Here is a 15,478-nt window from a genome sequence, read left to right on the forward strand (position 1 = left end):
GCGCCGGGCCCCCCCCCCCCCGCCCCCCCCCGCCCCCCCCCCCCCGCGGGGGGGCCCCCGCCGGGGGGGCCCGGGGGGCCGGCCCCCGGCTCGGCGACCGGGCAGACCGTCTGCCGACCGGTGATGCCGGCGGCCACCATCGCCACGTCGGTGACCACCGGCGCGCCCGCCCGCAGGGCGGCCAGCCCGCCGGCCAGGGCCGCCTCGTCGCAGACCAGGTCGGTGACGTAGTCGAGGTCGGCGCTGGCGTGCACCACCCGCTCGGTGACGGCCCGGGTCAGCGGCGGCAGGTGCGCGAGGTCCACCCGGGAGCGCAGGATCCGGTACGACTCGCGCTCGATGGGGTGCACGACCCGGCTCACGGCCGCACCGCCCCGGCACCGTAGCGCTCGTCGTAGCGGCGCAGCTTCCACAGCGCCACCGCGCCGGCCCAGGCGAACACGAAGAGCGCCACGACGGCGTACCCGAGCTGCTCGAAGTGGTCGGCGATCCCCGCGTACCAGGACAGCGCCGACAGCCCGAGGTGGTCGACCAGCAGGCCGGCGGCGTAGACGCTGGCGACCAGGCCGCCGACCAGCACGGTCACCGCCGTGGTGGCCAGGTTGTAGTAGAGGCGCCGGGCCGGGTGCCGGTACGCCCACGAGTAGGCGCGGCTCATCAGCAGGCTGTCGGCGGTGTCCATGGCGGACATCCCGGCGGCGAAGAGCAGCGGCAGGGTGAGCAGGGCGAGCACGGGCAGCCCGCCGGCGGCGGCGGTGCTCGCCGACAGGGCGAGCAGGGTCACCTCGCTGGCCGTCTCCAGGCCGAGACCGAAGAGGAACCCGACCGGCGCCATGTGCCAGGAGGAACGCACCAGCGCGCGGGCCCGGGAGCCGAGCACCCGCTGCACCAGCCCCCGGTTGAGCAGGTGCAGGTCCAGCTCGCGCTCGTCCAGGTCGCCGTGGCGCAGCCGCCGCCACAGCCGCGTCAGGCCGGCCAGCACCGCCGCGTTGAGCACCGCGACCAGGGCGAGGAACAGCGTGGCGGTGAGGATCGCGACGGTCGCGCCCACCTCGCGGGCCTCGGCCAGCCCGGGGCCGGCGAGGTTGGCCGAGGCGAGGCCGACGACCAGCGCCAGCAGCAGCACCACCCCGCTGTGCCCGAGGGCGAAGAAGAAGCCGACACCGACCGGGCGCCGACCGCGCAGCAGCATCAGCCGGGTGGTGTCGTCGATCGCCGCGATGTGGTCGGCGTCGAAGGCGTGCCGCACCCCGAGCAGGTACGCCAGCGTGCCGGCCCCGGCGAGGCCGCCGGCCGCGGCGGGCTGGTTGTTCCAGTACAGGTAGAGACTCCAGCCGGCGACGTGCAGCACGGCGACGGCGAGCACGATGCCGCCGAGGCGTACCCGCTCGGCGCGGCTCCACCGGCCGGCCGGGGGTGCGGCGCTGACCGCGGTCGAACTCATCGGCTTCCTCCACGTTCGTCGGTGCCGGTGGCGCGGATGGCGTCCACCGGGCAGATCTCCAGGCACTCCAGGCAGCCGGTGCAGCGGTCCGCGCGGACGGCGAGGCCGCCGGGCACCGGTCGGATGGCGTGCGTCGGGCAGGTGAGCAGGCAGGCGCCGCAGCCCTGGCAGGCGCCGATGGTCACCGCCGCCACCGGTACCCCCGAGGGGTGACCATCCGGCCGGCGACCACCCGGGTCTGGCTGCTGCCCACCACCACGACGCTGTACATGTCGACCAGCGCCGGGTCGAGGTCGGCCAGGGTGGCCAGGTGCACCCGCTCGTCGGGTCGGCTGGCGTTGCGCACCACCCCGACCGGGGTGTCCGGCGGCCGGTGCGCGGCGAAGACCTCCAGCGCCGCGCCGAGCTGCCAGTCGCGGGCGCGGCTGCGCGGGTTGTAGAGCAGCGCCACGAAGTCGCCCTCGGCCGCGGCGGCCACCCGGCGCGCGATGACCTCCCACGGGGTGTGCAGGTCGGACAGGCTCAGGTAGGCGTGGTCGTGGCCGAGCGGCGCGCCGAGCAGGGCGCCGGCGGCGAGGGCGGCCGTCACCCCGGGCACCCCGACCACGTCGATCCGCTCGTCGGCGTACTCCAGGGCGGGGCTGGCCATCGCGTACACGCCGGCGTCGCCGGAGCCGACCAGCGCGACGGCGTGACCGGCCACGGCCTCGGCGACGGCGGCACGGGCCCGTTCCTCCTCGGCGCCCAGGCCGCTGGCGAGCACCCGGGTGCCGGGGCGGAGCAGGTCGCGGACCTGGTCGACGTACTGGTCGAGGCCGACGACCACGGCGGCGCGGCGCAGCTCGGCCACCGCGCGGGCGGTGCGCAGGTCGGGCGCGCCGGGCCCGAGGCCGACGATCGCCAGCCGGCCGCGCGGGGCGTGCCGGGCGACCGCCACGGTGGCCATCGCCGTCGCGGTCTTCGGCACCAGCAGCGCGGCGTCACCGCCGAGCAGCGCCGCCGCCTCGGCGACGCTGGGGGTGCCGACGGCGGCGCGGACCACCTCGCTGGGGTGCGGCACGTCGACCGCCGCCAGCTCCGCCGCCGGATGCGTCACCAGGGGTACGCCGAGCGCGTCGGCGGTCGCCCGGATGCCCGCCTCGTCCGCCTTGATGTCGGCGCTGGCCAGGTGCCGCAGGCTGGCCGGGCTGAGGCCGGCCTCGGCGAGCACCCGGTCCAGCAGCCCGCGCACCTCGGCGGCGGGCACGCCCCGGCTGGCCCCCACCCCGGCGACCAGCGACGGGGGCCGCAGCACGGCCGTACGGTCGTCGAGCGGCACCACCCGGTCGGTGACCAGCAGCCGGTACCCGCCGCCGGCCGCCTCCCCGGGCCCGGCCTGGCCGGCCGGGGCACCGGGCCCGGGCGGGGCGGCCGGCGGGGCCGGGTCGGCGGGTGCGACCGGCGTCGGGGCGGGGCGCACGTTGTCGGGCAGGGCGGGCAGCGGCCAGGCGGCGTCGGCGACGAGGGTGACCCGCTCGCCGTCGAGGATGGCGCGGCCGACGGCGGCGACGGCGCCCTCGACGGGCCAGCCGAGCGTGTCCAGCCCGGGCAGGCCGACGGCGTCGCTGGCGGTGGTGACCACCGGCCGCGCGTCGAGCACCGCGCCGACCCGCCCGGCGAGGTCGTTGGCGCCCCCGGCGTGCCCGCCGAGCAACGCGACCGCGTGCCGGGCCGCCTCGTCGACCACCACCACGGCCGGGTCGGTGTGCTTGTCGCCGAGCAGCGGCGCGAGGATGCGCACCACCGCCCCGGTGGCCAGAAACGCCACCACCGCGTCGCACTCGGCCCAGGCGGCGCGCAGCGCGTCCGCGACGGTGTCCGCCGTGACCAGGCGGGCCTGCGGCCAGGCGTCGGCGAGGGTGCGGGCGTGCCGCCGCCCGGCGGCGGTGGCGGCGACCAGGCCGATCCGGGCCGGCTGGTCCGTGGTGGTGGGCGGGTGGTTCACGGGCGCTCCCCGGTGAGGACGACCACCGGGTTGGTGGCCGCGAGTCGAATGGATCCGCCGGGCAGGTCGGCGAGGCGGGCGGCGGAGAGCTGGACGCCCTCCACGGCGTAGCCGCCGGCGCGCAGCAGCCCGACCGCCGGGGCGACCCGGTCGACGGCGGCGAGGGTCACCACCACCCGGTCCGGCCGGCGGTGCGCCACGGCGGCCAGCACGTCGGTGCCGCCACCCCCGACGAAGACGGCGTCCGGGTCGGGCAGCCCGTGCAGCGCCCCGGGGGCGGCGCCGACCACCACCTTGACGTCGACGCCGTGCCGGGCGGCGTTGGCGCGCACCGGCGCCGCCGGGTCGCGGTCGACGGCGACCACGGCCGCGCCGAGCAGGGCGCACTCGATGCCGACCGAGCCGCTGCCCGCGCCGACGTCCCAGACCAGCCGACCGAGGCGGGGGCGCAGCCGGGCCACGGCGAGGGCGCGTACCTCCGACTTGGTGATCATCGAGTCGCGGTGCGCGTAGGCGGACTCGGGCAGCGCCCACCCGCCGGCCGGCGCGGCGGCCGGCTGGTTGTCCGCCCGCATCCCGGCGGCCCCGGGCTCCCCGGCGAGGCTGAGCAGCACGTGCGGGTCGGCCCAGACGCGGGCGGCGGCCGCCTCGGGGGTGGTCTCGGTGAGCCGCTCGGCGTCGGTGCCGAGGTGCTCGGCGACGACCAGCCGGCGGGCCCAGCCGACCAGACCGGCGCCCAGCTCGGCGGCCCCGGCGCCGGGGGCGGTGAGCACCGCGACGGCGGGCAGCGCCCGGCAGGCGTTCAGCGCAGGTCGCGGATCCCGGCCGTGGGCGGTGACCACGGCCGCGCCGTCCCAGGGCAGCCCGGCGCGGGCGAACGCGGCGGCCACGCTGGACACGGCCGGGAGCACCCGCAGCGGCAGCCCGGCCGCCCGCAGCCGCCGGACGACGCCGAACAGCCCGGGATCCCCGCTGGCCAGCACGACCGCGTCCGTTCCGGCGGCGACGGCGGCGGCCAGCCGGTCCAGCGCCGGCGCGAGCGGCCCGAGGGCGACGGTGTCGGCGCCGGCCGGCAGGCGTACGGCGGCCAGGTGCCGGGCCGCGCCCACCACCAGCCGGGCCCCGGCGAGCGCGGGCGCGGCGGCGGGGTGCGGCGGCCCCCCTCCGGCGTCGATCCCCACGACGGTCACGGCCGGCCCGGTGCCCCCGGCGGGCGGGCTTCCGGTCACGCCGCCCACCGGCCCGACGAGGCGACGACCCGGTCGCCCGCGAAGTCCACCATCGCCACGTCGACGGTGACCGCGTTCCCGGCGAACCGGAGCAGCACCTGGCGTACCCGCCGGCAGAGCAGGTCACCGGCGGCGCCGAGCAACCCGGCGGCCTCCCACAGCTCGTACGCGTGCCGCCCGGTGTTCGCCGCGGCGACCGCCGCCACCAGGTCGGGGTCGCCGCCCGCCTCGGCGGTGACGTCGCCGAGCAGGGACAGGTCCACCTTGGACCGGGTGTAGTGGGTCATCAGGATGCCGGCGGCGAGCTTCGCCAGCTTGCCGGCCATCCCGACGAAGACCACCCCGGTCATCCGGTCGCCGACGGCGGCGGTGACGGCCGCGCCGGTGAAGTCGCCGACCTCGACGAAGCACACCTCGGGCAGTTCCGGCAGCAGCGCGCGGGCGGCCCGCTCGGTACGCCCGCCGGTGCACAGCACCACCGTCCGCTCCCCCTGGGCAGCCATCACGTGCACCGCCTGCACCACGCTGGCCCGCCAGGAGGCGGTGGAGAACGGCCGCACGATGCCGGTGGTGCCGAGGATGGAGATGCCGCCGAGGATGCCGAGCCGCCGGTTGGTGGTCTTGCGGGCCATGATCTCGCCGCGCGGCACGCTGACCACCACCCGGACGCCCACCTCGGCCAGGTCGACCACCTCGGCGACGGCCTGGCCGATCATCCGGCGCGGGGTCTCGTTGATCGCCGGCCCGCCGACGGGCAGCCCGAGTCCCGGCCTCGTGACCGTGCCGACGCCCGGCCCGCCGTCGAGCCGCAGCCCGGGCACGTCCCGCCAGCAGACGGTGACGGTCAGCTCGGCGCCGTGCGTGACGTCGGGGTCGTCGCCGGCGTCCTTGACCACCACGGCCTCCGCCGACGTGCCGGCGTGGACCTCGCAGCGGGCCACCGGGAAGCGGACCCGGCGGCCGGCGGGCAGCCCGATCTCCACCTCCCGCTGCGGCACGCCGGTGACCAGGGCGGTCACCGCCGCCTTCGCCGCCGCCGTCGCGCAGGCGCCGGTGGTCCAGCCCGTGCGCAGCGCGGTGGGCCGGACCTTCGCCGTACGCGGCAGGTCCGGCTCGCGCAGCGGCGGCTCGGCGTACGTCATCCGGCGTGCCCGTCCCCCGCCGTCCCGCCGGTGGCCCGGGCGCGGCGCAGGTCGGCGCGGGCGGCCGGCTCGGCCCGCCGGAAGGTGTGGAAGTGCCCGGGGTGGTAGAGGTGCGAGCGGGTGCCGGCGGCGGCGAGCGCCGGGCCGACCAGGAAGAGGGTGTGCTTCCAGAGCTTGTGCTCCTTGACCGTGGCCTCCAGGTCGCCGAGCGCGCACCGCACCACCAGCTCGTCCGGCCAGGTCGCCTGGTACGCCACCACGACCGGGGTGTCGGGCGGGTAGCCGCCGGCCAGCAGCTCGGCCTGCGCCTGCCCGGAGCGGGCGGCGGAGAGGAACAGCGCCATGGTGGTGCCGTGCCGGGCGAACTCGCGGACCCGCTCGCCCGGCGGCATCGGGGTCTTGCCGCCCTCCAGCCGCGTCAGGATCACCGACTGGGCGACCTCGGGGATGGTGAGCTCCCGGCCGACGATCGCCGCGACGGCGGTGAACGACGAGACGCCCGGGACGATCTCGACGGCCAGCCCGAGCGCCCGGCACAGGTCGAGCTGCTCCTGCACCGCGCCCCACAGCGCCGGGTCGCCGGAGTGGATCCGCGCCACGGTCAGCCCTTCGGCGGCGGCCCGCCGGTAGAGCGGCAGCACCCCCTCGATCGGCAGCCGCGACGAGTCGACGATCTCCGCGTCGGGGCGGGCGTGGGCGAGCACGTCGGCGTGGACCAGGCTGGCCGCCCAGACCACCACGTCGGCCGCGCCGATCACCCGGGCGGCGCGCAGGGTCAGCAGGTCGGCCGCGCCGGGGCCGGCCCCGACGAACCACACCTTGCCCGTGCTGGTCGGCCCGCCGTCGTCGGCGCGGTCCGCGATCGGCGCGGTGGTCACAGTTTTCCTCCCCTACGGTCCCGGCGGGCGGGGACCAGCAGCGTCGACAGGTACGGCAGGTCGTCGGCGGCGTCGGCGACGGGGCCGATCCGCTCGTCGGGCAGCCCGAGGCCCCGGCCCAGCACGGCGTCGCCGAGGCGGCCCTGCCGGCGCAGCTCGGCGACCAGCTCGGCGTGCCGCCGCCAGCCCTTGTAGGCCACGACGGTGCCGGGGCCGGCGAGCGCGTCGGCGAAGAGCGCCAGCCCGGCGGTGGCCGGCAGCAGGGTCAGCGGCTCCCGCCCCTCGCAGAGCGGGACGCCGCTGCGCGCCGCCAGGTCCTGCATGGCGGTGATCCCGGGGACCGTGCGCACCTCGACCGCCGGGCGGCGGGCGCGGACGGTCTGCGCCAGGTAGCCGAAGGTGGAGTAGACGTTCGGGTCGCCGATGGTGGCGAAGGCGATGGCGCGGGCGCCGCCGTCGACCGCGTCCACCACGGCCCGCGCGGCCTCGTCCCACGCCCGTTCCCGGCGCGCGGTCACCCCGCCCCGGTCGTCGAGGGCGAACGGCAGCCGGCGCAGCCGGTCCGGCGCGACGTGCGCGGCCACGGTGGTCTCGGCCCGCCCGGGCGGCGCGTCGCCGTCCGCGGCGAGGCGGTCCAGCACCGGTACGAACACGTGGTCGGCCTCGGCCAGCACCCGGACCGCCCGGAGGGTGAGCAGTTCCGGGTCGCCGGGACCGACCCCCACCCCGGTCAGCGTGGCGGTGGGGGCGTTCCCGCCCGGCGTCCCGCCGCGCGCGCTCACCGGCTCGCCGCCTCGACCAGGCGGCGGGCGGCGTGCGGGTGCCCGGCCCAGTGGGTGTGCAGGTAGGAGGCGTGCACCCGACCGGCGACGAAGCCGTGGTCGGCGCCGTCCCAGCGCCACGCCGGCCGGTCGCCGTGCCCCGGGTCGGTGGCGGTGCGGTGGAACTCGTGGCCGCGTACCGGGTCGCCGGGGCGGTGCAGCGGGGAGCCGGTGACGGCGACGGCGTCCCGGTAGCCGAGGGTGAGCCGGTCGGTCATCCGGGCGGTGAGGTCGAGCCGGCCGCACATGGGCACGCCGTCGAGGGACCGGCCGAGGTAGAGCAGCCCGGCGCACTCGGCGACGACCGGTCCGTCGAAGGCGGCTAGCTCGGCGCGGAGGGTGGCGTTGTCGGCGAGCTGCGGCGCGTACGCCTCGGGGAAGCCGCCGCCGACGACCACCGCGCGGGTGCCGGCGGGCAGGCCGGCGTCGCGCAGCGGGTCGAAGGGGACGACGGCGGCGCCGGCGGCGGCGAGCAGCTCGGCGGTCTCGGCGTAGGAGAAGGTGAAGGCCGGCCCACCGGCGACCGCGACCACCGGGCGCTCGCCGCCGGCGGGGCCGCCGCCGGCGGCGGCCGGGTCCCAGGCGGGCGCGGTCAGCGGCCCGGCGGTGCGGGCCAGGTCGAGCACCGCGTCGAGGTCCACGGTGGACGCCACGAGGTCGGCGAGGGCGGCCACGATGGCCATCGACTCCGGCGCCCGCTCGGCGACGGGCACCAGCCCGAGGTGACGCGCCGGGGCGGCGACCTCGGCGGCGCGGCTGACCGCCCCGAGCACCGGCACGTCCACCTCGGCGAGGGCGTCGCGCAGCAGGGACTCGTGCCGGGGAGAGCCGACCCGGTTGAGGATCACCCCGCCGATCCGCACGCCGGGGTCGAACGCGGCCATGCCCAGGGCGAGCGCGGCGGCGGATCGGCCCTGCGCGGTGGTGTCCAGCACCAGCAGCACCGGCGCGTCGACGAGCCGGGCGACGTGCGCGGTGGAGGCGTACCCGCGGCGGCCGACCGCGCCGTCGTGCAGTCCCATCACCCCCTCGACCACGGCGATGTCGGCGGGCGTCGGGGTGGCGGCGCCGTGCCGCAGCAGCGGCGCGATCCGCTCCTCGCCGACCAGCCACGGGTCGAGGTTGCGGCCGGGGCGACCGGCGGCGAGCGCGTGGTAGCCGGGGTCGATGTAGTCCGGGCCGACCTTGTGCGGGCTGACGGCCAGGCCACGGCGGCGCAGCGCGGCGAGCAGCCCGGTGGCGACGGTGGTCTTGCCGTGCCCGCTGGCGGGTGCGGCGACCACCACCCGGGGCAGCGCCCACGGCGCCCCCGGCTCGACCGTCACCACTCGATGCCCTTCTGGCCCTTCTGGCCGGCGTCCATCGGGTGCTTGACCTTCGTCAGCTCGGCGACCAGGTCGGCGGCGTCGACCAGGCGCGGGTCGGCGTCGCGGCCGGTGACGACGACGTGTTGGAACCCGGGGCGGTTCACGAGGGTGTCGACCACCTCGTCGACGTCCACCCAGCCCCATTTCATCGGGTAGGTGAACTCGTCGAGCACGTACAGGCCGTAGCGCTCGGCGGCCAGGTCGCGCTGGATCTGCCGCCAGCCCTCCAGGGCGTCGGCGGCGTGGTCGGCCTCGCCGCCGCGCTGGATCCAGGACCAGCCCTCGCCCATCTTGTGCCAGGCCACCGGGGCGCCCTGCCCGGTGCGCTCGTGCACCTCGCCGAGGGCGCGGAAGGCGTTCTCCTCGCCCACCCGCCACTTGGCGCTCTTGACGAACTGGAACACCCCGATCGGCAGCCCGGCGGTCCAGGCGCGCAGCGCCAGCCCGAACGCGGCGGTCGACTTGCCCTTCATCTGTCCGGTGTGGACCAGCAGCAGCGGCCGGTTGCGCCGCTGCCGCGTGGTCAACCCGTCGGCGGGCACGTGGGACGGCTTCCCCTGCGGCATCAGGCAACACTCCTGTTCTGCGCCACGGCGGTGGCGGCGGCGAGGTCGGTGAGGGGGGCGGTGGCGACCTCCTCGAGCCGGTGGTGGTCGGCGCCGAGTTGGGCGGCGAGGCGGCGGGCCAGGCCGAGGCGGACGGGGCCGCTCTCGCAGTCCACGACGACGCAGGGGGCGCCGGTGGCGGCGAGCACGGCCGCCGCGCGGGCCGACCGGTCGAGCGGGCGCTCCCCGGCGGTGGCGCGGCCGTCGGTGACGACCAGCACCAGGGGGCGGCGGCGCGGATCGCGCAGCCGCTCCACCCGCAGCAGGTCGGCGGCGGCGAGCAGCCCCTCGGCCAGCGGCGTACGCCCGCCGGTGGGCAGCTCGGCCAGCCGCGTCGAGGCCGCGAGCACCGAGGAGGTGGCCGGCAGCAGGGTCTGCGCGGCGGCTCCCCGGAAGGCGACCACCGCGACCTTGTCCCGGCGCTGGTAGGCGTCGGTGAGCAGGGCGAGCACGGCGCCCTTGACGGCGGCCATCCGCGCCCGGGCGCCCATCGAGCCGCTGGCGTCGACCACGAAGAGCACCAGGTTGCCCTCGCGTCCCTCGCGGACGGCCTCGCGGACGTCGTCGGGGCGCAGCCGCAGCGGCCCGGCGACGCGCCCCCGGGCGCCCTGGTGCGGGGCGGCGGCCCGCAGGGTCGCCGGCAGGTGCAGCGCCCCGGCCCGGCCGGCCGGCACCCGCGCGCCGGTGGTGCGGGCCCGCCCGGTGCGGGCGCGGGAGCGGCGGCCGGGCACCCCGTCGCCGATCCCGGGCGCGGTGAGCAGCCGCGCCTTGAGCCCCTGCCGGGGTACGGCCACCGCCTGCCCGCCGGCGCCGGGCCGGCCGTCCGCCGAGCCGGTCGGCCCGGGACCGCCGCCGTCGACCGGGGCCCCGTCGGCCGGGCCGGGCGGGTCGTCGTCGTACCGGCCCTGCGCCGGGTCGCCGCTGTCGGGCACCGGGCCGTCGCCGCCGTCCCCGTCGGCGGCGTCGCCGCGCCCGGGGCCCGGCTCGTCGCGACCGGCCGGCGGGGTCCCGCCGGGCCCGCCGTCGTCCGGGGTGCCGCCGGCGCCGCCCGGGCCGCCGTGCGGGCCGGGACCGTCGGGTCCGCCGGACGGGCCGTCGCCGGGACCGCCGGGGCCGCCCGGGTCGTCGGGATCGTCGTCGCCGGCCCGGTCCAGGGCCTCGTCGAGGCGCTTCTCGTCCAGTCCGGGCGTGTCGAACGGGTCGCGGCGGCGGCGGTGCGGCAGCGCCAGCCGGGCGGCGACCCGGACGTCCTCCACCGTGACCACGTCCCGGCCGTGCCAGGCGGCGTGCGCCAGCGCGGTGCGGGCGGTGACGATGTCGGCGCGCATGCCGTCCACGTCGAACGCCGCGCACACCTCGGCGATCCGGCGCAGCGCGGCGTCGGGCAGCAGCACCCGCTCCAGCCGCTGCCGGGCGGCGGCGACCCGGCGGGCGACCTGCGCGTCGGCGTCGGCCCAGCGGGCGGCGAAGCCGGCCGGGTCGGCGTCGGCGGCGAGCCGGCGGCGGACCACCTCGACGCGTACGGCCGGGTCGCGGCTGGCCCCGACCTCCACGGTCAGCCCGAACCGGTCCAGCAGCTGCGGGCGCAGCTCCCCCTCCTCCGGGTTCATCGTGCCGACCAGCAGGAACCGGGACGCGTGGCTGACCGAGACGCCCTCCCGCTCCACGTGGCAACGGCCCATCGCCGCGGCGTCGAGGAGCAGGTCCACCAGGTGGTCGTGGAGCAGGTTGACCTCGTCGACGTAGAGCACGCCGCGGTGGGCGGCGGCGAGCAGGCCCGGCTCGAAGGCGCGGACGCCCTCGCCGAGCGCCTTCTCCAGGTCGAGCGAGCCGACCACCCGGTCCTCGGCCGCGCCGACCGGCAGCTCCACCAGCCGGGCGGGACGCCGCTCGGCGGCCGGCCCGTCGGGGTGCGGGCCGTCCGGGCAGGACGGGTCGGGGGCGGCGGGGTCGCAGGCGAAGCGGCAGCCGGCCACCCGGTCCACGGGCGGCAGCAGCGCGGCCAGGGCCCGTACGGCCGTCGACTTGGCGGTGCCCTTCTCGCCGCGGACGAGCACCCCGCCGATCGCCGGGGAGACCGCGTTGAGCAGCAGGGCGAGCCGCATGTCGTCCATGCCCAGCACCGCGCTGAACGGGTAGGTGGTCACTGCGCCGCCTTCCGTTCGCGGCTGCGGGGCTCGCAGGACCGGCTCACTCCTCGCGCTCACTGAGTCGCCTCCGTTCGCGACTGCGGGGCTCGCAGGACCGGCTCACTCCTCGCGCTCACTGCCGTTCCTCCAGGTCGCCCTCGCTGGCCAGGTACGTCTCGCGGAGCCGGTCCAGGGTGGTCGGCTCGGGCGCGGCCCACAGGCCCCGGTCGGCCGCCTCGAGGAGCCGCTCGGTGATGCCGCGCAGCGCCCACGGGTTCGACTGCTCCAGGAACTCCCGGGTGGTCTCGTCGAAGACGTACGCGGCGGCCAGGTGCTCGTACATCCAGTCGTCGACGACGCCGGCGGTGGCGTCGTAGCCGAACAGGTAGTCCACGGTCGCGGCCAGCTCGAACGCGCCCTTGTAGCCGTGCCGGCGCATCGCGGCGATCCACTTCGGGTTGACCACCCGGGCCCGGAACACCCGCCGGGTCTCCTCGCCGAGGGTGCGGGTACGCACGTCGTGCGGCATCGCCGAGTCGCCCACGTACGCGGCCGGGGCGGCGCCGGTGAGGTGACGGACCATCGCCACCATCCCGCCGTGGTACTGGAAGTAGTCGTCGGAGTCGACGATGTCGTGCTCGCGGGTGTCCTGGTTCTTCACCGCCACCGCGATCCGGGCGAAGGAGCGTTCCATGTCGGCGCGCGCCTCCCGCCCGTCCAGCCCCCGGCCGTAGGCGTAGCCGCCCCAGACGGCGTACACCTCGGCGAGGTCGGCGTCGCTGCGCCAGTTACGGGAGTCGATCAGCGGCAGCAGCCCGGCCCCGTACGCGCCCGGCTTGGAGCCGAAGACGCGGGCGGTGGCCCGCCGCTCGTCGCCGTGCTCGGCGAGGTCGGCGGCGACGTGCGCGCGGACGAAGTTCTGCTCGGCGGGTTCGTCCAGGGCGGCGACCAGCCGCACCGCGTCGTCGATGAGCGCGACCACGTGCGGGAAGGCGTCCCGGAAGAAGCCGGAGATCCGCACGGTGACGTCGACGCGGGGGCGGCCCAGCTCGGCCGGCGGCACCACCTCGACGCCGGTGACCCGGCGGGAGCGGTCGTCCCAGGTGGGGCGGCAGCCGAGCAGCGCGAGCACCTCGGCGACGTCGTCGCCCTGGGTGCGCATGGCGCTGGTGCCCCAGACGGTCAGGCCGACGGAGCGCGGGTACTCGCCGGTGTCGGCGAGGTGCCGGGCGAGCAGCGAGTCGGCCAGGGCCACCCCGACGTCCCAGGCGTTGCGGCTGGGGATCGCCTTGGGGTCGACGGAGTAGAAGTTCCGGCCGGTGGGGAGCACGTTGACCAGGCCCCGGGTGGGCGAGCCGGACGGGCCGGGCGGCACGAACCGCCCGTCGAGCGCGCCCACCACCCGGTCGATCTCGTCGGTCGTGCGGTCCAGCCGGGGCACCAGCTCGGTGGCGGCGAAGCGGAGCACGGCGGCGGCGTCCGGGACGGCCCGGCCGGTGACCTCCTCGACCACGGCGTCGACCTTGTCGGCGTCCCAGCCGAGGGTCTCCATGCCGACGACCAGCCGGCGCGCGAGGGCCTCGATCAGGTCGACGGCGTCGGCGGCGGTGCCGGCCGGCCCGTCGACGGTGTCGGTCAGCGCCTCGGGCAGCGCCAGCCGCTGGCCCGGCGCGGCGAGCAGCGCCTGCTCGTCGAGCCCGTACGCGGCGGCGAGGGCCTGGCGCAGGCCGGGCAGGGCGCGGGCGCCGCCCCAGACCTGGGGCGCGCGCAGCACGGCGAGGACGAGGTTGACCCGGGGCTCGCCGGTGGGCGCGGCGGCGAGGATGTGCAGGCCGTCGCGGATCTGCACGTCCTTGACCTCGCAGAGGTACCCGTCGAGGTGCAGCACGAAGTCGTCGAAGTCCTCGGCGGCCGGCATGTCCTCGGCGTGCAGGTCGTGGTGCAGCTCCGCGGCGCGCACCAGGGCCCAGATCTGCGCCTGCACGGTGGGCACCTTGGCGGGGTCGAGCGCCTGCACGGTGGCGTACTCGTCGAGGAGCTGCTCCAGCTTCGCCAGGTCGCCGTACGTCTCGGCGCGGGCCATCGGCGGCACCAGGTGGTCGACGACGACGGCGTGCGCGCGGCGCTTGGCCTGGGTGCCCTCGCCGGGGTCGTTGACGATGAACGGGTAGACCAGCGGCAGGTCGCCAAGGACGGCGTCGGGGGCGCAGTCGGCGGCCAGCCCGAGACCCTTGCCGGGCAGCCACTCCAGGGTGCCGTGCTTGCCCAGGTGCACCACCGCGTCCGCGCCGAAGCCGCCGTCGGTGGCGGGCGCGGCCAGCCAGCGGTACGCGGCCAGGTAGTGGTGGCTGGGCGGCAGGTCCGGGTCGTGGTAGATGGCGATCGGGTTCTCGCCGAAGCCGCGCGGCGGCTGGATCAGCAGCACCACGTTGCCGAAGCGCAGCCCGGCCAGCACGATGTCCCCGCCGTCGGTGTAGAGCCCGCCGGGCGGCTCCCCCCAGTGGGCGAGCATCCGCTCCCGCAGTTCCGCCGGTGCCTGGTCGAACCAGCGCCGGTACGTCGCCCCGGGCACCCGCGCCTCGGCGGCGGCGAGCTGTTCCGGGGTGAGCCACTCGACGTCGTGTCCCCCGGCGGCGATGAGGGCGTGGATGAGCGCGTCCCCGTCGTCGGGCACCGGGGCGTCGCCGAGGTGGTAGCCGGCCTCGGCGAGGGCGGCGAGCAGCCGGACCGCCGAGGCCGGGGTGTCCAGGCCGACGGCGTTGCCGACCCGGGAGTGCTTCGTCGGGTAGGAGCTGAGCACGACCGCGAGCCGCTTGTCGGCGTTGGGCACGTGCCGCAGGCGGGCGTGCCGCACGGCGATGCCGGCCACCCGGGCGGCCCGCTCCGGGTCGGCGACGTAGCTGGAGAGCCCGTCGGCGTCGATCCGCTTGAACGAGAACGGCACGGTGACGATCCGGCCGTCGAACTCGGGGATGGCCACCTGCATCGCGGCGTCCAGCGGGGACAGTCCGGCGTCGCTGCCGGCCCACTGCTCGCGGGTGCTGGTGAGGCAGAGCGCCTGGATCACCGGCACGTCGAGGGCGGCGAGCGCGCCCACGTCCCAGGCGTCCTCGTCGCCCCCGCCGGAGGCGTCGGCGGCGACCGTGCCGCCGGCGGCGAGCACGGTGACCAGCAGGGCGTCGCAGCGGCCGAAGAGCCCGAGCGGTCCCGCGCCGGCGGTGAGGCCGCGCAGCGAGCCGCAGAAGATCGGCAGGGGGTTGCCGCCGGCCGCGTCGACGGCGTCGGCGAGGGCGTCGACGAAGCCGGTGTTGCCGGCGAGGGCGTGCGCCCGGTAGAAGACGATCCCGACGGTCGGCCGGTCGGGCCGCACGGGACGGTCACCGTGGACGCCGTACGTCGGGGTGGGCGCGGGCGGGGCGAACCCCTCGCCGGTGAGCAGCACCGTGTCGGAGAGGAACCGGGCGAGCTGGGCGAGGTTCCCGGGGCCGCCCTCGACCAGGTAGGCCAACGCCTGGGTGGCCACCCCGGCGGGGACGGTGGAGGCCGCCATCAGGTCCGCGTCCGGCGCGGACTCGCCGCTGAGCACGACCGTGGGCACGCCGGAGGCCAGCACCGTGGCGAGCCCGTCCGGCCACGCCTGCCGGCCGCCGAGCAGGCGTACGACCGCGAGGTCCACGCCGTCGAGCAGCGCGGGCACGGCGTCGGCGGCGACCCGGGCGGGGTTGGCGAGGCGGTAGTCGGCGCCGCTGGCGCGGGCGGCGAGCAGGTCGGTGTCGGCGGTGGACAGCAGCAGGATGCGCACGGACGGCTCCGGAGAGTGACGCCCGGATCGACGCGAGGACGATCGGGCGGTACGAGGGATGGGCGCGGTTCAGCGGG

At 78.0% G+C, this 15,478-nt stretch carries 11 protein-coding genes and 1 pseudogene; all 12 read right to left on the reverse strand.

Annotated features, from left to right (window positions below; translation table 11 throughout):
- Positions 1 to 362, reverse strand: a 362-nt coding sequence (locus tag AB0L34_RS20005) for a precorrin-8X methylmutase (protein WP_363705823.1), incomplete at its 3' end; no start/stop codon positions are given.
- Positions 359 to 1,444 carry a HoxN/HupN/NixA family nickel/cobalt transporter gene (locus tag AB0L34_RS20010; RefSeq protein WP_363705824.1) on the reverse strand — a complete coding sequence of 362 codons (1,086 nt, stop codon included), beginning with the start codon at positions 1,442 to 1,444 and terminating at the stop codon, positions 359 to 361. The genes AB0L34_RS20010 and AB0L34_RS20005, both read right to left, overlap by 4 nt.
- 23 nt (positions 1,445 to 1,467) lie before the next feature.
- Positions 1,468 to 1,638, reverse strand: a pseudogene (locus tag AB0L34_RS20015) (4Fe-4S binding protein); the annotation flags it as partial.
- The gene (gene cobJ / locus AB0L34_RS20020) at positions 1,626 to 3,428 is read right to left on the reverse strand and encodes a precorrin-3B C(17)-methyltransferase (protein WP_363705825.1); all 1,803 of its coding nucleotides are present in this window, start codon (positions 3,426 to 3,428) and stop codon (positions 1,626 to 1,628) included. The gene cobJ and the pseudogene AB0L34_RS20015, both read right to left, overlap by 13 nt.
- Positions 3,425 to 4,666: a precorrin-6y C5,15-methyltransferase (decarboxylating) subunit CbiE gene (gene cbiE / locus AB0L34_RS20025; protein WP_363705826.1), complete on the reverse strand. Its 1,242-nt coding sequence runs from the start codon at positions 4,664 to 4,666 to the stop codon at positions 3,425 to 3,427. Before cbiE ends, cobJ begins: the two co-directional genes overlap by 4 nt.
- Entirely contained in the window at positions 4,654 to 5,799 is a 1,146-nt protein-coding gene (locus AB0L34_RS20030) for a cobalt-precorrin-5B (C(1))-methyltransferase (protein WP_363705827.1), read from the reverse strand. Before AB0L34_RS20030 ends, cbiE begins: the two co-directional genes overlap by 13 nt.
- Positions 5,796 to 6,677, reverse strand: a complete 882-nt coding sequence (gene cobM, locus AB0L34_RS20035) for a precorrin-4 C(11)-methyltransferase (protein WP_363705828.1) — start codon at positions 6,675 to 6,677, stop codon at positions 5,796 to 5,798. Before cobM ends, AB0L34_RS20030 begins: the two co-directional genes overlap by 4 nt.
- Positions 6,674 to 7,459: a precorrin-2 C(20)-methyltransferase gene (gene cobI, locus AB0L34_RS20040; protein ID WP_363705829.1), complete on the reverse strand. Its 786-nt coding sequence runs from the start codon at positions 7,457 to 7,459 to the stop codon at positions 6,674 to 6,676. Before cobI ends, cobM begins: the two co-directional genes overlap by 4 nt.
- A complete protein-coding gene (locus AB0L34_RS20045; protein WP_363705830.1) occupies positions 7,456 to 8,823 on the reverse strand; it encodes a cobyrinate a,c-diamide synthase in 1,368 nt (455 codons plus the stop codon). Before AB0L34_RS20045 ends, cobI begins: the two co-directional genes overlap by 4 nt.
- Positions 8,820 to 9,431, reverse strand: coding sequence for a cob(I)yrinic acid a,c-diamide adenosyltransferase (cobO, locus tag AB0L34_RS20050; protein ID WP_350707412.1), 612 nt, complete (start codon positions 9,429 to 9,431; stop codon positions 8,820 to 8,822). Before cobO ends, AB0L34_RS20045 begins: the two co-directional genes overlap by 4 nt.
- The gene (locus AB0L34_RS20055; protein ID WP_363705831.1) at positions 9,431 to 11,677 is read right to left on the reverse strand and encodes a VWA domain-containing protein; all 2,247 of its coding nucleotides are present in this window, start codon (positions 11,675 to 11,677) and stop codon (positions 9,431 to 9,433) included. The genes cobO and AB0L34_RS20055 overlap by 1 nt, the downstream gene beginning before the upstream one ends.
- Before the next feature lie 55 nt (positions 11,678 to 11,732).
- Positions 11,733 to 15,401: a cobaltochelatase subunit CobN gene (cobN, locus tag AB0L34_RS20060; RefSeq protein ID WP_363705832.1), complete on the reverse strand. Its 3,669-nt coding sequence runs from the start codon at positions 15,399 to 15,401 to the stop codon at positions 11,733 to 11,735.
- Positions 15,402 to 15,478 lie beyond the last annotated feature (77 nt).

Source organism: Micromonospora sp. NPDC052213, from assembly GCF_040679695.1.
Lineage (GTDB): Bacteria > Actinomycetota > Actinomycetes > Mycobacteriales > Micromonosporaceae > Micromonospora.